The 15,975-nt window shown below is 76.1% G+C and carries 12 protein-coding genes; 8 read left to right on the forward strand and 4 right to left on the reverse strand.

The window, feature by feature from the left end:
* Positions 1–12: 12 nt before the first annotated feature.
* Complete coding sequence (locus ICW24_RS04450) at positions 13–1,683, reverse strand: ABC-F family ATP-binding cassette domain-containing protein (protein WP_226344510.1); 1,671 nt, start codon at positions 1,681–1,683, stop codon at positions 13–15.
* On the reverse strand, positions 1,680–2,327 hold the full coding sequence (locus tag ICW24_RS04455) for a TetR/AcrR family transcriptional regulator (RefSeq protein WP_226344511.1): 648 nt from the start codon (positions 2,325–2,327) through the stop codon (positions 1,680–1,682). Before ICW24_RS04455 ends, ICW24_RS04450 begins: the two co-directional genes overlap by 4 nt.
* A gap of 232 nt (positions 2,328–2,559) precedes the next feature.
* Between ICW24_RS04455 and ICW24_RS04460 the strand changes: the two genes are divergently transcribed.
* The 6 genes from ICW24_RS04460 (at position 2,560) to gatB (ending at position 12,390) form a co-directional block, all read left to right on the forward strand.
* Positions 2,560–3,621 carry a uroporphyrinogen decarboxylase/cobalamine-independent methonine synthase family protein gene (locus ICW24_RS04460; protein ID WP_226344512.1) on the forward strand — a complete coding sequence of 354 codons (1,062 nt, stop codon included), beginning with the start codon at positions 2,560–2,562 and terminating at the stop codon, positions 3,619–3,621.
* Positions 3,622–3,679: 58 nt separating this feature from the next.
* Positions 3,680–6,037 (forward strand): NAD-dependent DNA ligase LigA, encoded by a 2,358-nt coding sequence (ligA, locus tag ICW24_RS04465; RefSeq protein ID WP_226344513.1) that lies wholly within the window; start codon positions 3,680–3,682, stop codon positions 6,035–6,037.
* A gap of 13 nt (positions 6,038–6,050) precedes the next feature.
* Positions 6,051–8,807: an alpha/beta hydrolase gene (locus ICW24_RS04470; RefSeq protein WP_226344514.1), complete on the forward strand. Its 2,757-nt coding sequence runs from the start codon at positions 6,051–6,053 to the stop codon at positions 8,805–8,807.
* A gap of 44 nt (positions 8,808–8,851) precedes the next feature.
* Positions 8,852–9,148, forward strand: coding sequence for an Asp-tRNA(Asn)/Glu-tRNA(Gln) amidotransferase subunit GatC (gatC, locus tag ICW24_RS04475; RefSeq protein ID WP_226344515.1), 297 nt, complete (start codon positions 8,852–8,854; stop codon positions 9,146–9,148).
* A 133-nt stretch (positions 9,149–9,281) separates the two neighbouring features.
* Positions 9,282–10,829 (forward strand): Asp-tRNA(Asn)/Glu-tRNA(Gln) amidotransferase subunit GatA, encoded by a 1,548-nt coding sequence (gene gatA / locus ICW24_RS04480; protein ID WP_226344516.1) that lies wholly within the window; start codon positions 9,282–9,284, stop codon positions 10,827–10,829.
* A 1-nt stretch (position 10,830) separates the two neighbouring features.
* Positions 10,831–12,390 carry an Asp-tRNA(Asn)/Glu-tRNA(Gln) amidotransferase subunit GatB gene (gene gatB / locus ICW24_RS04485; protein ID WP_226344517.1) on the forward strand — a complete coding sequence of 520 codons (1,560 nt, stop codon included), beginning with the start codon at positions 10,831–10,833 and terminating at the stop codon, positions 12,388–12,390.
* 82 nt (positions 12,391–12,472) lie between these two features.
* Here gatB and bfr read toward each other — a convergent pair whose 3' ends face one another.
* On the reverse strand, positions 12,473–12,958 hold the full coding sequence (bfr, locus tag ICW24_RS04490; protein WP_226344518.1) for a bacterioferritin: 486 nt from the start codon (positions 12,956–12,958) through the stop codon (positions 12,473–12,475).
* On the reverse strand, positions 12,945–13,151 hold the full coding sequence (locus ICW24_RS04495; protein WP_226344519.1) for a (2Fe-2S)-binding protein: 207 nt from the start codon (positions 13,149–13,151) through the stop codon (positions 12,945–12,947). Before ICW24_RS04495 ends, bfr begins: the two co-directional genes overlap by 14 nt.
* Positions 13,152–13,316: 165 nt before the next feature.
* Here ICW24_RS04495 and ICW24_RS04500 point away from each other — a divergent pair, with 165 nt between their 5' ends.
* Complete coding sequence (locus ICW24_RS04500; protein ID WP_226344520.1) at positions 13,317–13,886, forward strand: SixA phosphatase family protein; 570 nt, start codon at positions 13,317–13,319, stop codon at positions 13,884–13,886.
* Between the two features lie 303 nt (positions 13,887–14,189).
* Complete coding sequence (locus tag ICW24_RS04505) at positions 14,190–15,887, forward strand: reprolysin-like metallopeptidase (RefSeq protein WP_226344521.1); 1,698 nt, start codon at positions 14,190–14,192, stop codon at positions 15,885–15,887.
* Positions 15,888–15,975 lie beyond the last annotated feature (88 nt).

Genomic DNA, 15,975 nt, shown 5'->3' on the forward strand with positions numbered 1-15,975 from the left:
CAGCGGACCGGGTCAGGGGGCCCGGTCGGGCTCGATCTCGGTGACGGTGCCGCCCTCCACGTGCAGGCGGCGGGTGAGCCGGACCGACTCGAGCATGCGGCGGTCGTGGGTGACGAGCAGGAGCGTGCCGTCGAACGACTCGAGCGCGCTCTCGAGCTGCTCGATCGCCGGCAGGTCGAGGTGGTTGGTCGGCTCGTCGAGGACGAGCAGGTTGGTCCCGCGCGCCTGCAGGAGCGCGAGCGCGGCCCGGGTGCGTTCCCCGGGGCTGAGGGAGGCGGCGGGCCGGTCGACGTGGTCGCCCTTGAGGCCGAACTTCGCGAGCAGGGTCCGGACGTCGGCGTCGGACCAGTCGGGCATCTCCCGCCCGAACGCGCGGGCCAGGGCCGTGTCGTCGGCGAACGCCGCCCGCGCCTGGTCGATCTCGCCGACGTGGACGCGCGAGCCGAGGGACGCCTCGCCCTCATCGGGGGCGATCCGACCGAGCAGGAGCGCGAGCAGGGTCGTCTTGCCCGCGCCGTTGGGCCCCGTCACGGCGACCCGATCCCGGACGTCGAGGTGCAGGTCGACCGGGCCGAGCTCGAACGCCCCCCGCCGCACGCGGGCGCCGCGCGCACTCGCGACGACGTCGCCGGACCGCTCGGCCGCGGCGATGTCGAACTGGAGTCGCCACTCCTTGCGCGGCTCGACGACCTCGTCGAGCCGCTCGATCATCCGGTCGGTCTGCCGCGCCTTGGCCGCCTGCTTCTCGCTCGTCGCGCGCTGGTGGGCGCGGATCGACTTGTCGCGCTCCTGGCCCGAGCGGGCCTTGGCCTTGCGCGCCACCTGCTTCGTGCCCTTGTCGAGCCACGCCCGCTGGCGGCGGGCGCGTTCCTGCAGCGACGACTTACGGGCCGCGTACTCGTCGTAGGCCTCGCGCGCGTGGCGGCGGGCGATGCTCCGCTCCTCGAGGTAGGCGTCGTAGCTGCCCCCGTACACCGCCACGCGCTCGAGGCTGCGGTCGATCTCGACGACGGAGTCGACGGTGCGGGAAAGGAACTCGCGGTCGTGGCTGACGAGGACGACGGGCGCGGGGGCGTCGAGGACGAAGTCCTCCAGCCGCGCGAGGCCCGCCGCGTCGAGGTCGTTCGTCGGCTCGTCGAGCAGGTAGGCGTCGTAGCGCGACACGAGCAGGGCCGCGAGCCCGACCCGCGCGCCCTGGCCCCCGGAGAGGGTGGTGACGACCGCGTCGGGCCCGACGTCGAGGCCGAGGTCGGCCAGCACCGCGTCGAGCCGTTCCTCGACGTCGGCCCCGCCGAGGGCGAGCCACGCCTCGAGGGCCGTCGCGTAGGCGTCGTCGGCGCCGGCCACGCCGTCGGCGAGGCGCTGCGCCCAGGTGTCCATCGCCTCCTGCGCGTCCGCGACGCCGGTCCGGCGCCGCACGAGCTCGACGACCGACTCCCCGGGCACGCGCTCGACCTGCTGGGCGAGATGGCCGAGACGGGCGTCCCGGGGGGAGACCTCGATCCGGCCCCGCTGCGGGCTCTCGAGTCCGGCGAGGAGGCGCAGCAGCGTCGACTTCCCGGACCCGTTCGGCCCGACGAGACCGACGACGTCCCCGGGCGCGACGACGAGATCGAGACCGGAGAAGAGGAGGCGGTCCCCGTGGCCCGCGGCGACCCCGCGGGCCTGGAGGGTGGCGCTCACCCGGCGCGGCGCAGGCCGGTGCCGCGGCCGGACCGGTCCTCGCGGTGGCCGAGCATGCCGAGGACCAGCCGCCGGTACTGCGCGGCGATGTGGGCCACCTCGTCGGCGTCGTCGGTGCGGTACCAGCGACAGCAGTCCGAGATCAGAGAGGTGATCGCGACCGCGGTGACCGGGACGTCGACCGGGTCGAAGATCCCCGCGGCGATGCCGCGCTCGATGGTGTCGGCGATCCGGGAGGTGACCTCCCCGCGCATGCGCAGGATCTCGTCCTGGTGGTCGGGGCCCAGCCGCTCGACCTCGTTGTTGATGACGCGGGCGACGTCGTGCCGGTCGAGGTGCCCGGCGACGACCCCCTCCGCCAGCGCGCCCATCTGCTCGGCCGGGTCGTCGGAGACCTCGAGCGCCTCCCGGACCAGCCCGTCGACGAACTGGTGGCCGCCGAGGGAGATGACGTAGAGCAACTGCTCCTTGCTGCGGAAGTGCACGTACAGCGACGCGGGGGACAGGCCGACCTCGCTCGCGATGTCGCGGGTGGTCGTGCCGTCGAAACCCCGTTCGGCGAAGATCTTCATGCCCGCCTCGATGAGGCGCCGCCGCGCGGGGTCGCCGGGGGCGGTCGAGCGCTGTCGGCTCTTGGTGGCCACCATCACGTCCTCTCCGCGGTCGAGGCGGGCCGGCGTTCCGACCCCACCCTCGCCGTTGCTGCTGTCCGTTCCGGTGATCCCCCGCCGGTCGGACGGTCGACCTGTTGGTCCAGCATACCGACCGGTATGAGCAATCGCTTAGTCACGCTCGCGTCGAGTTGCGCGAACTCGACGACGCCGCGCGGGGATCCGGCGACGGACCGACCGGAGGCGCCCCGTCTAGGGTGGCGGGGTGACAGCAGCGACGGGCATCGGATCGTGGCCGGGTACCGACGCGGGGCTCGCGCAGCGCGTCGTGCGCGACACGCTCGCCGACGGGCCGGAGGGGCTGCCCTTCCTGCCCGAGCTGCCGGCGCGAGGCCCCGGGTCGGACCTCGTGGGCCGCGCGGCCGCCCTCCTGTCGGGGCTGAGCGTCGACCTGCAGCCGTCGGGGTGGCGCCTCGTCGACCACGCCGGGCGCGACGAGGAGCGGGCCGTCGCCACGATGCGGCGCGACCTCGACGACCTCGCCGAGACCTTCGACGGGTACACCGGGCCGTTCAAGCTCGCGGTGAGCGGTCCGTGGACCCTGGCCGCCGAGCTGCGTCTGGCGCGGGGCGAACGGGTGGTCGGCGACCTCGGCGCGAGCCGGGACGTCGCGCAGTCCCTCGCCGAGGGCCTGCGTGGGCACGTGGCGGACGTGCGGCGGCTGCTGCCGGGGGCCCGGGTCGTCGTCCAGCTCGACGAGCCGAGCCTGCCGGCGGTGCTCGCGGGCCGACTGCCCACGTCGTCGGGGTACGGCGCCCACCGCGCGGTCGACCCCGAGGAGGTCCAGCGCCGCCTCGCCGAGGTCGTGGCCGCGGCGCGCGAGGCGTCCGCCGGCTCGGGCGCGCGGGCCGGGGCGGGCGCCGCTGCCGCCACCGAGGCGGGGAACGCCGCCGCCGACGTCGTCGTCCACTGCTGCGCGGCGCAGGTTCCCGTCGGCCTGCTGAGATCCGCGGGGGCGCAGGCGCTCTCGCTCGACACCACGCTGCTCGACGCGCGGGCGTGGGAGGACGTCGCGGGCGCCGTCGAGGCGGGCGTCGAGCTGTGGCCCGGGCTGGCCGTGCCGGCCGACCGTCGCGGGTCGGTCGCCGCCCTCACCGCCGGGCTCGAGCGGTCCTGGTCGGAGGTCGGCCTCGAGCGTGAGCGGCTGCTCGGCGTGACGCTCAGCCCCACGTGCGGCCTCGCCGGCGCCTCGCCGACGCAGGCCCGCGAGACGCAGGTCGCCGTCCGCGAGGCGGCCCGGTCGCTCGCCGAACGCATCCGGTCCTGAGGCGCCGAGGTCGACAGGGTCCCGAGGGGACGGGCGCATCGACCTTGTCGGTGGCCTGATGCAGGATGAACGCGTGACCGACGCCGACCCCGCCGTCCCGCCCGCCGACCCGCATCCGGGGGCCGGCCCGGCCGACGGTGCCGGCGGGCCCGAGCCGTCCGCGGCGCCCCCGCCGGAGTCCGCCCGCCACGAGTGGGAGGAGCTCGCGGAGACGATCCGCGGCCACCAGTTCGCCTACTACGTGCGCGACGCACCCACCGTCGACGACGCCGAGTTCGACCGGCTCCTGCGCCGGCTGCAGGCCCTGGAGGAGGAGCACCCCGGCCTGCGGGTGCCCGAAAGCCCCACCCAGCGCGTGGGCGGCACCTTCTCGACCGAGTTCACGGCGGTCGACCACCGCGAGCGGATGCTCAGCCTCGACAACGTGTTCACCTCCGACGAGCTGCGGGAGTGGATCGACCGCACGCTCGCCGCGGCCGGCGGGGCCCAGGTGCACTTCCTCACCGAGGCCAAGATCGACGGCCTCGCGATCAACCTGCTCTACGAGGACGGCCGGCTCACGCGCGCCCTCACGCGGGGCGACGGCCGCACGGGCGAGGACGTCACGCACAACGTGCGCACCATCGAGGGGGTGCCGCACCGGCTCGAGCGGCCCGCCGACGCCCACGACGAGGCCACGGCCACTGTCGACGTGCCCGCCCTCGTCGAGATCCGCGGCGAGGTGTTCTTCCCCACCGAGGCGTTCGCCGAGCTCAACGCGCGCCTCGTCGAGGCGGGCAAGCCGCCCTTCGCCAACCCGCGCAACGCGGCCGCGGGGTCGCTGCGCCAGAAGGACCCCCGGGTCACGGCGAGCCGCCCGCTGCGGATGCTCGTCCACGGCCTCGGGGCGCGCACGGGGTTCGACATCACGCGGCAGAGCGAGGCGTACGAGATCCTGCGCGGATGGGGCCTGCCGTGCTCGACGCACAACCGGGTGGTCTCCACGGCCGACGAGGTGCTGGACCGCGTCGCGTACTTCGGGGAGCACCGCCACGACGTCGAGCACCAGCTCGACGGCCTCGTCGTCAAGGTCGACGAGGTGGCCGTCCAGCGGCGGCTCGGGTCGACCTCACGCGCCCCCCGGTGGGCCATCGCCTACAAGTACCCGCCGGAGGAGGTGACGACGCAGCTCCTCGACATCCGCGTCAACGTGGGCCGCACGGGGCGCGTCACCCCGTACGGCGTCATGGCCCCCGTCGTCGTCGCCGGGTCCACCGTCGAGATGGCCACGCTGCACAACGCCGACGAGGTGCGCCGCAAGGGCGTGCTCATCGGCGACACCGTCGTGCTGCGCAAGGCCGGCGACGTCATCCCCGAGATCCTCGGCCCGGTCGTCGACCTGCGCGACGGCACGCAGCGCGAGTTCGTCATGCCGACCCACTGCCCCTCCTGCGGCACCGCCCTCGCCCCCGAGAAGGAGGGCGACAAGGACATCCGGTGCCCCAACTCGCGCACCTGCCCGGCCCAGCTGCGCGAACGGCTCTTCTCCCTCGCCGGCCGCGGCGCGTTCGACGTCGAGGCCCTCGGCTGGGAGGGGGCGGGAGCGCTGCTGGAGTCCGGCGTCCTCACCGACGAGGGCGACCTGTTCGCCCTCACCGGCGCCGACGTCGCCCGCGTGCCCCTGTACACCCGGGCGGCCTCCACCAAGGAGACCGCAGATCCCGACAGCGTCCCGGCCCCGGGCATCCTCGACGGCCGCGTGCTGTCCGCCAACGGCCGGCGGCTCGTCGACAACCTCGCCGGGGCCCGCGAGCAGCCCCTGTGGCGCGTGCTCGTCGCGCTCTCGATCCGCCACGTCGGGCCCACGGCCGCCCGCGCGCTCGCGGCGCACTTCGGGTCGATGGACGCGATCCGGTCCGCCTCCCGCGAGGAGCTCGCGAACGTCGACGGGGTCGGCGGGGTCATCGCCGACGCCGTCCTCGCGTGGTTCGACGTCGACTGGCACGCCGACATCGTCGCGGCCTGGGCCCGCGACGGCGTGCGGATGGAGGACGAGCGCGACGCCTCCGTCGCCCGGACGCTCGAGGGGGTCACGGTCGTCGTCACCGGCTCGCTGCAGGAGTTCTCGCGCGACGAGGCCAAGGAGGCGATCCTGGCCCGCGGTGGCAAGGCGTCGGGGTCGGTGAGCAAGAAGACCCACGTCGTCGTCGCGGGCGAGAACGCCGGCTCCAAGGCCGACAAGGCCGAGCAGCTCGGGGTCCGCATCCTCGACGAGGCGGGGTTCCGGCTCCTGCTCGAGGGGGGCCTCGACGCCCTCCCCGAGCCCGAGCCCGAGCCCGCAGCGGCGAGCGAGCCGGGGCCCGAGCCCGGGGCGGGCGCGCGGGGCGAACGCACCCCCGAGAGTTCGACGCCGTCGGTCGACGGCGCGGCCGGCTGAACGGGCGCGCATCGTGAGCGACGACGCGGCGGGGCGAGCGGGCGGCCCGGGGGCCGATCCACCGGCCCCTGGGAAGTCCGGGCCGGCGTCGGCGGCGCTGCGCACCGCGTCGGTGGCGATCCGCGACCTCGCCGGCCGGATGGGCATCCCCGAGATCGTCCACACCCCCGGCGACGCGCTGCCCGGGGCGACGACGGGCCACGTCGTCTACGACCTCGGCATCGCGCTCTCGGTCGCGCTCGGCGACGTGGCCGACTACCTCGCCGCGACCGCCGACCAGGCGGCACACGAGGGCCCCGCGTCGGGGGCCCGCGCGACCCGACGCACAGACTCGTGCGACCCGTCCGACGCGGCCGACCCTTCCGACCCGTCCGCCTCTCACGACGGGCCCGATCGTCCCCCTCCGCCCGACCTGCCCGACCCGCCCGACCTGCCCGACCCGCCCGACCGTGACCACCGGGTCGACGGGGCCGAGCACGTCGACCCCTGCGGCCCGACCTCGGCGGCCTGGGCGCCCCCGGCGCGGGCCCGCCGCCGCCCGGTGATCCGCACGGCGCAGCACCCCGCCGCCGCTCACCGCCGCCGGGCCCTCATGGCGCGGGTGACGTCGTCGTTCGTGCACCCGTGGATGCTCGTGTCGCCGCACGTCGTGGGCGACGTCACGGCCCAACTCGACGCCCACGCCGCCCGGCTCGACGCCATGCTCGCCGACGCCGCCCGGGCGCTCCCGCCGGGCCTGGCCCTCGCCCCCGCGCTCCACGACCTCACCGAGGCGGTCGCCCTCGCGCAGGACGCGTTCGCCGGGCTCGCCGAGGCGATGGACACCCACGTGGCGGAGCTGACCCGGCTCGAGGACCGCATCGGCGCCGCGCCGCCGTGGCGGTGGCGCGCGCTGCGGGCCGACGTCCGGGCGCGCACGGACGCCCTGTCGACCGCCGACGTGGCGTGCCGACGCGGTCTGGAGGCGGCCGTCCGGACGGTGCCCGACAGCGACGCCGTCTGCGCGGGTGGGGGATGGGTGATCGGCCTGCGCGTCCTCGCCGACCTCCCGCCGGACCCCGCGCTCCCGCGTGCCGGCCGCGCCGTCGACCGAGCTGTCGACCGAGCGCTCGACCGGGCCGGCGACGACGGCGCCGGTCGGGCCGCCGGCGCGCGGGCCGTCCTCGCGGCGCTGCCCGCCGACCGGCTCGTCGCCGTCGCGCCGCTGCGCCCCGACCTCGTCGCGCGTCTCGTCGCCGGGGGTGACGACCCGGGCCGGGGCGACGGCGGCCGGCCGGCGCCCGCCCCCGCGTCCGCCCACGCGTCCGAGGGTGCGGCCGCGGGCCAGGTCGAGGTCGCCTGGCGGCAGCTCGCGGCCGTGGCCGGGGACGCGCCGCCGCTCGGTCCGCCGCGCGGCCCGGGGCTCGGCCTGCCCGGCGCGCCCGACGGGACTGCTGCCGAGGTGGTGCTGCGGCGGGTCCTCGCCGTCCGGGAGGTGTTCGCGGGCTGGCCGCCCGACCTCGCGACGCGGGTGACCCTGACGCGGCCGCACCTGCTCGGGCGGCTCGACGGGGTGCCCGTCGACCTGCGGGTCGCGGCCAACCGCCTCCACCTGCGCGCCACCCTCGGGGCGTCGCGGCGCACCGACGTCGACCTCGAGGCGCGGGCCATCGCCCGGCGCGCCGTCGACGGGCAGCGATGGTGGCGGCGACTGCGCGGCGCCGTCCTCGACGCCTGGCTGACGACCGATCGCCTCACGTCCGTCGCCGACCTCGACACCGACCGGCCGCTGCTGCTGCGGGCCGACCTGCGGATCCGGGTCCGGCTCTACCAGTCGCTGCTCTACGACCGGGGTCCCCGCCGCCTGCTGACGTTCGACCCGGCCGGCCGCGGCCGCCTCGCCGAGCTGTGGGGCACCCCGCCCGGGCGGGCCCGGGCCGTCGTCGTCCTCGTGCCCGGGACCGGCACCGCGGTGCGGGGGTTCCACCTGCCGACCCGGGTCGCGGCCGACCTCGCCGCGCAGGCCGGGCCGGGCACGTGCGTCCTCGCCTGGATGGGGGCCGACTTCCCGTACGCCGTGGGCACCGACGCGCCCTTCTCCGTGTTCGCCCGGCGCGCGGCCGTGCCGCTGTGCGCGGTCGTCGAGGCCCTCGACGCGCCTCCGGACGCCGTCGTCACCGTCGCCGGCCACTCCTACGGCGGCGTCATGGTCGGGGCCGCCGAACGCGCCGGCCTGCGGGCCGACCGCGTCGTCCACCTCGCCTCGGCCGGGGCAGGGCCGGGCGTCGTCTCCGTCGGCGACTACCCGAGCACCGACGCCCTCGGGAGACCGCGGCGCGTCGAACGCTTCAGCCTGACCGCGCCGGGCGACCCCATCGTCTACGCCAGGCGCGCGGCCGGGCTCCTGCGCCGCCTCCCCGGTCCGCCCGGCCGGGCGCTCGGGGCCCGCGCCCGGCTCGGTCTCGGTGCCGACCCCGACGGCCTCGACGGCGTGCGGACGCTGCCGGTCGGCGTCTGGGAGGAGGCCCGCGACGGCCACCGCGTCGGCGAGGCCCTGGTGGGCCGGGTGGGCCACGCCGGCATCCTCGAACGCGGCACGAGCTCGTTCCGCCGCGTCGTCGAGATCGCCACCGCCCCGCGCGGCGGCGACGCAGGCGCGGCGTCCCAGCGACCTGCGCCGGAGCTCGGCCCCGAGCCGCCCCCGGACCCCTCCGCCGAGCCCCCGTCGGAGCTCTCGGCGGAGCCCGGCCACGAGTCGGGCCCGGTGTCCGGTGCGCAGACACCCCCGTAGGACGCGCCCCGGGCGACGACGACGAGCCGCCTAGACTGCCGGGTATGACGACGATCACCCGTGACCAGGTCGAGCACCTGGCCATGCTCGCGCGCATCGACCTCACCGACGAGGAGACGACCCGCCTCGCGACCGATCTCGGCGTCATCCTCGAGGCCGTCGAGCAGGTCGGCGAGGTCGCCTCGGACGACGTCCCCCCGATGTCGCACCCGCTGCCGCTCGTCAACGTCCTGCGCGCCGACGAGGTCCGCCCGTCGCTGGCCGTGCAGGAGGCCCTGTCCGGGGCCCCCGAGGCGCAGGACGACCGGTTCGTCGTGCCCCGCATCCTCGGCGAGGAGTAGGGCTCCGGGCCCCCGCCGGCGCGCGACGCTCCCGAGTCCACAGGCCCGCCCGGACCCCCGCCCCCGGGGCGCGCGTCAGGCCCGAACCGGCCCCACCCACCCGCCACCCACCCGACGAAGAGGTGCCGCCACCGTGACCGACCACCCAGACCTCGTCCGGCGCAGCGCCGCCCGCCTCGCCGCCGACCTGGCCGCCAGGGACGTCAGCGCGGTCGAGGTCGTGCGCGCCCACCTGGACCGCATGGACGCCGTGGACGGGGCCGTCCACGCCTACCTGCACCGCGACGACGAGGGGGCGCTCGCCACGGCCCGCGAGGTCGACGCGGCCCGCGCCCGCGGCGAGGCGCTCCACCCGCTCGCCGGGGTCCCGGTCGCCGTCAAGGACGTGGCCTGCACGGTCGGTCAGCCCACGACCGCGGGCTCGAAGATGCTCGAGGGCTGGATGCCGCCGTACGACGCGACCGTCGTCGAGCGGCTGCGGGCCGCGGGCCTGCCCATCCTCGGCAAGACGAACATGGACGAGTTCGCGATGGGGTCCTCCACCGAGCACTCCGCGTACGGCGTCACCCGCAACCCGTGGGACCTCACGCGGGTGCCCGGCGGGTCGGGCGGCGGCTCGTCGGCGGTTCTCGCGTCGTTCCAGGCGCCCCTGGCCGTGGGGTCCGACACCGGCGGCTCGATCCGGCAGCCGGCCGCCGTCACCGGCACGGTCGGGACCAAGCCGACCTACGGCGGGGTCTCCCGCTACGGCGTCATCGCCCTCGCGAGCAGCCTGGACCAGATCGGCCCGTGCGCGCGCACCGTCCTCGACACCGCCCTCCTGCACGAGGTCCTCGCCGGGCACGACCCGCGCGACTCGACGTCCATCGACGCACCGGTCCCGCCCGTCGTCCAGGCCGCCCGCCGCGCCGACGTCGCCGGGCTGCGGATCGGGGTCGTCGGCGGGCGCGACGCCACCGGGTACCAGCCCGGGGTGCTCGCCCGGTTCACCGAGGCCCTCGACCGCCTCGAGGCGGCGGGCGCCACCGTCGTCGACGTCGCCTGCCCCCACTTCGACTACGCCGTGGCCGCGTACTACCTCATCCTCCCGTCCGAGGCGAGCAGCAACCTCGCCCGGTACGACGCCATGCGGTACGGCCTGCGCGTCGACCCGTCCCGCGGCGGGGCGAGCAGCGCCGAGCAGGTGATGGCCGCGAGCCGGGAGGCGGGCTTCGGCGACGAGGTCAAGCGCCGCATCATCCTCGGCACCTACGCGCTGAGCGCCGGCTACGTCGACGCCTACTACGGGCAGGCGCAGCGGGTGCGCACGCTCGTCGCCCACGACTTCGCGGCCGCGTTCGAGCAGGTGGACGTCCTCGTGTCGCCGACGACGCCCACGACCGCGTACCCGATCGGCGAGAAGGTCGACGACCCGCTCGCCATGTACCGCCTCGACGTGACGACCATCCCGGCGAACCTCGCCGGGGTGCCCGGCCTGTCCGTGCCCGTCGGCCTCGCCGACGAGGACGGTCTGCCCGTGGGGTTGCAGGTGCTCGCCCCCGCGATGGCCGACGACCGCCTCTACACCGTCGCGGCCGCCCTCGAGCGCGATCTCGTCGACGCCTGGGGCGCCCCCCTGCTCGACCGGGCCCCCGAGGTGTCCACGAGCCCCGTCCCGACGCCGACGCGCCAGGAGGCCTGACATGCCCGTCACCGACGACGTCCTCGACCTGACCGAGGTCCTCGCGTCCTACGACCCCGTCATCGGGCTCGAGGTGCACGTCGAGCTGAGCACCGCGACGAAGATGTTCTGCGGGTGCGCGACGACGTTCGGCGCCGCGCCGAACACGCAGACGTGCCCGGTGTGCCTCGGCCTGCCGGGCGCGCTGCCCGTGGCCAACGCAGCGGCCGTCGACGCGGCGATCCGCATCGGGCTCGCCCTGAACTGCTCCATCGCGCAACGCTGCCGCTTCGCCCGGAAGAACTACTTCTACCCGGACATGACGAAGAACTTCCAGACGAGCCAGTACGACGAACCGATCGCCTTCGACGGGCACCTGGACGTCGAGGTCCCGACCGGCGACGGCGGCTCGTTCACCTACCGCGTCGAGATCGAGCGCGCGCACATGGAGGAGGACGCGGGCAAGTCGACGCACGTCACGACCGGCGGCGGCAGCAGCCGCATCGTCGGGGCCGACCACTCCCTGCTCGACTACAACCGCGCCGGCACGCCGCTCGTCGAGATCGTCACGCGCCCGCTGGTCGGGGCCGGCGAACACGCGCCCGCGGTCGCCCGCGCCTACGTGGGGGCGCTGCGCGACATCGTGCGCGCCCTCGACGTCTCCGACGCGCGGATGGAGCAGGGCTCGCTGCGGTGCGACGCGAACGTCTCGCTCCGCCCGCGCGCCGGGGAGGACCGGAGGGGCCCCGAGCAGCTCGCGGTCCCGCTCGGCACGCGGACGGAGACGAAGAACGTCAACTCGCTGCGCTCGGTCGAGCGGGCGGTCGTCTACGAGATGACCCGCCAGGGCGCGGTGCTCGGCTCGGGCGCGGCCGTCACGCAGGAGACCCGGCACTGGCACGAGGACTCCGGGACGACGTCCGCCGGCCGGCCCAAGTCCGACGCCGACGACTACCGCTACTTCCCCGAGCCGGACCTCGTCCCGGTCGCCCCGTCCGCGGAGCGCGTCGAGAAGCTGCGGGCCACCCTGCCCGAACCCCCCGACCGGCGCCGCCGGCGGCTGCAGGGCGAGTGGGGCCTGTCCGACCTCGAGCTGCGCGACGTCGTCGGGTCGGGCGCCCTCGACCTCATCGACGCCTCGGTGGCCGCGGGCGCGAGCCCGGCCGGCGCCCGCAAGTGGTGGATGGGCGAGGTGCTGCGACGGGCCAACGCGCAGGCGCGCGAGCTGGGCGAGATGGGCCTGACGCCCGAGCACGTCGCCGAGCTCGACGCCCTCGTCGGCGCCGGCCGCCTCAACGACTCGATGGCCCGGCAGGTCCTCGACGGCGTCCTCGCCGGCGAGGGGACCCCCGAGCAGGTCGCCGACGACCGCGGGCTCGCGCTCGTCAGCGACGACGGCGCCCTCACCGACGCGGTCGACCGCGTCATCGCCGCCAACGAGGCCGTGGCCGCCAAGGTCCGCGGCGGCAAGGTGGCGGCCGCCGGCGCGCTCATCGGTCAGGTGATGAAGGAGATGAAGGGGCAGGCCGACGCCGCCAAGGTGCGCGCGCTCATCCTCGAACGCCTCGGCGTGGCCGGCTGACCGGCCACCGCCCCGCGCACGCGAACGGCGCCCGCTCCCCGAGAGGAGACGGGCGCCGTTCTCGTGCGCGGGGCGGAGGGCCCTACGGCGTCTCGCCGACCGTGAGCTGCTGGGCCATGTAGTTCTCGAAGCCCATGGTGCGGATGGCGTCGAGCTGACCCTCGAAGTAGTCGGCGTGGGTCTCCTCGTCGAGGGCCATCGCCTCGAACGTCGAACCGGAGGCGCGGTCCCCGACCTCGTGGCACTCGCGGGCGGCGTCGTTGAACTGGTTCACGGCGGCGATCTCGCTGGCGAGGGCGAGCCGCAGCATCTCGGCCGGGTTCTCGCCGATCTCGATCGGGTTGAGGCGCTGCACGTTGGGGTGACCGTCGAAGAAGAGGATGCGCTGGATGAGCTCGTCCGCGTCCTTCATCTCGGCGATGGACAGGTCGTAGAAGACCTTGCCCAGCTTCCCGAACCCCCAGTTGTCGAGCATCCGGGCGTTGAGGAAGTACGTGTTGACGACGGTCAGCTCGAACGTGAGCGCGTCGTTGAACAGCTCGACGATGCGGGGACTACGCGGCTTCATCCTGGTCCTCCGAGGTGGCGGGTGAGGGGGCCTCAGCGTACCCCTCCATGCACCGCCGGACCCCGAGGACGCATCCCCCGCACGTCTGCCCCGCGCCGGTGCGGCCGCACACCGCGGCCAACGTCCGTGCGCCCGAGGCGATCGCCCGGCCGACGTCGGAGTCCCGCACGACGCGGCAGTGACAGACGATCATGTAGGTGAGGCTAACTTCACGGCGGCCGGTAAGGCAAGGCTTGCCACGCGGGCGAGCCGATGCGTGTCGTCGGCGTCGGGACGGTGCCGTCCCCCGGCCGATCGGGCGGCGTTTCCGGTGGCCCGATCCGACCGATCGTTCTCGGCCTTTGGCAGGCTGGGGAACATGAGTCAGCCCTGGGCCCCGACCTCCGACCCCGCGGACCCCGCCGGCGACGGCGCAGACGTCGAACCGCTGCGCATCCTCGTCCTCGTGCGGCACGGGAAGGCGCGGGACAGCTCTCCGAGCGGCGACGCCGGGCGCGAACTGAGCGGCGCCGGCCGATCCGCGGCGACGGAGCTGGGCCGGTGGCTCGCCGGTCAGGGGGTGCGGCCCGACGCCGTCGTCGTCTCGCCGTCGACGCGGACCCGGCAGACGTGGGAGGCGCTCGAGGCGGGCGGGCTGTCCGCCGGTTCGGTGTGGGCCGACGCCGCGCTGTACGAGGCGGAGGCGGTCGACGTCGTCGAGTCGATCGGTGCCGTCTCGGACGACGTCCGCACCCTCGTCGTCGTCGGGCACGCTCCCGCGATCCCGGCGGTGGCGCGTGACCTGCCCGATCACCGCGACGGCGCGGTGACGCCGCTCGCCGAGGCCGGGTGGCCGCCGGCGACGTGCGCGGTCGTGGGTCACCGCGGCTCGTGGGCCGACTTCCCGGGGGACGCCTCCGCGGTGGTCGCCGTGCGCTTCCCTGCCTGAGCCGGGCCGAGCCGGCTGAGCCGCGGCGGCGGAGGCCTGCCGACGCGTGGCGCCCGATCCGTCGGGCTGCGGGCGCGCCCCGCGATCTTTTTTCGGACCGAGCGATCAGAGCGGCCAAGTCATTTCGCGTCCTCTTCGGGGCGAGCGTCCGACTAGGCGCTCAAGGCCGCGCCCGCCGCGCCGATCAGTGGCCTGAGGACGCGCACGGATGTGCGTCCGACAATGCTCACGGAAGGGCACGCACGGATGCTCACCACGCGACGGATCGCACGCTCGGCGACGGCACTGGCCGTCGTCTCCCTGGTGTCTGCCACCATCTACGGTGCCCCGCTCGCATTCGGCGCGGGTGAGGCGAGGCCCACGCACGCGGCGCTCGAGGGCACGGTCGTCCGGCTCGCCGACGCGCCCGGGGCGCCCCACGTCGACGGCGAGGACGAGGGCACGACCGGTGCCACGGTCCTCCAGCTCCCCGACCGCACCTTCGTGCCCGTCGACGGGGCGGCCGTGCAGCGCGTGTCCTCCGGGCAGAAGGTGCGCGTCACCGTCGTCGTCCCCCCGGCCGTCGCGGCGGCCGCGCGGGCCGGCGACGCGGCCCCCGTCAAGGGCGGCACCATCACCCTCGACCGCGGCGACCTCGCGAGCGCCGAACGCGACGGCGCGGCCGCCCCGACCTCGGATCTGTCGCGGGCCACGGCGGCCGCCGCCTCGGCGAGCGGGGCCGGACTCGCCACCTCCGGCGTGACCGTGCTCGGCGCGGCGCCGGCGGCGCTGTACCGCCCGGCCGTCCACGACCTGTACGTCGCGGTCGTCACGCCGCGCGGCGTGTCCGGCACCCCGGCCACCGCCGCGCAGGTCCGCGCCCAGGTCGCCGCCGCGTCGGCCTACTGGTCGGAGCAGTCCGGCGGCGGTGTCTCGTTCCGGGTCCGGGTCGTCACCGCGCCCTACCGTTCCGCCTTCCGCTGCACCGACGACGTCTTCAAGCCGTGGTCCGAGGCCGCCGACCGCATCGGTTTCACCGAGGCGCCGAACCGCCACCTCGTGCTCTCCTACCCCCGCGGGGCCGACACCCAGGGGTGCTCCTACGGCCTCGCCTCCATCGGCGCCGGCCCGAACGCCGGCGGCATCGCCCTCGTCTCGGACACCGCGTGGCCGGTGCTCGCCCACGAGCTCGGCCACAACCTCGGCCTCGAGCACGCCAAGGCCCTCGTGTGCACCCGCGCCGACGTCGCGCTGAACGGCCTGCCGCGCGGATGCTCGGTGACCGAGTACGGCTACCCGTGGGACGTCATGGCCGCCTCGGCGCCCGACCGCGCGGGGTCGCTGTCGGCGCCCCAGGCCATCCGCCTCGGGTTCCTGCGGGCCGGGCAGTTCGCGTCGGTCGCCTCCGGTTCGCGGACGCTCACCCTGGCCCCCCGGGCCGCGGCCACCGGCGTGCGCGCCGTCGAGGTCGCCGACCCGGTCTCGAAGGCGAGGTACTACGTCGAGTACCGCGCCCGCGTCGGCAGGGACAAGGTGCTCTACAAGAACGTGCCTGCGGGGGTCCGCATCGTGCGCCTCGACGCCGGCGGGCGCGGTTCGATGGTCCTCGATGCCACGCCCACGGGGCGCACCGACGACGTCCGCCAGATCGCGCCCGGCGCGGCCTTCACCTCCTACGCGGGCGGGGTCCGGGTCGAGGTCCGCTCGGCGGGCGCGACCGCCACGGTCGTCGTCTCCTCCGGAACCGCGGCCGTCCGCGCCGCCGCCAAGGCGGCCGCCCTGGCCCGGGCCCGTGCGGCCGCGGCGATCAAGGCGAAGGCGGCGAAGGCCCGTGCGGCCGCGATCAAGGCGAAGGCGGCGAAGGCCCGTGCCGCCGCGATCCGGGCGAAGGCGGCGAGGGTCGCCAAGGCCCGGGCCGCGGCTCGGGCGACCTCCCGCGGGATCAGCGTGCGGGCGTCGGTGCCCACGAGCTCGCGGGCGAACGTCACCTGGCGCGGGGCGGCCCGACACGACATCCGCTGAACTCTGGACCACGACGCTCGCTCGACGCACCGCCGACGCGGTCTGCCCGCGGTTCCCGCGCCTCACGCCGGACGGATCCGGGCGTGTC

It is taken from the genome of Agilicoccus flavus (assembly GCF_014857905.1).
GTDB lineage: Bacteria > Actinomycetota > Actinomycetes > Actinomycetales > Dermatophilaceae > Agilicoccus > Agilicoccus flavus.

Bases quoted from the DNA above. Each gene is read 5' to 3' on its own strand.
- ligA (WP_226344513.1), top strand. From the start codon at position 3,680: ATGCAGGATGAACGCGTGACCGACGCCGACCCCGCCGTCCCGCCCGCC.
- gatC (WP_226344515.1), top strand. From the start codon at position 8,852: ATGACGACGATCACCCGTGACCAGGTCGAGCACCTGGCCATGCTCGCG.
- gatB (WP_226344517.1), top strand. From the start codon at position 10,831: ATGCCCGTCACCGACGACGTCCTCGACCTGACCGAGGTCCTCGCGTCC.
- bfr (WP_226344518.1), bottom strand. From the start codon at position 12,958: ATGAAGCCGCGTAGTCCCCGCATCGTCGAGCTGTTCAACGACGCGCTC.
- ICW24_RS04495 (WP_226344519.1), bottom strand. From the start codon at position 13,151: ATGATCGTCTGTCACTGCCGCGTCGTGCGGGACTCCGACGTCGGCCGG.
- ICW24_RS04500 (WP_226344520.1), top strand. From the start codon at position 13,317: ATGAGTCAGCCCTGGGCCCCGACCTCCGACCCCGCGGACCCCGCCGGC.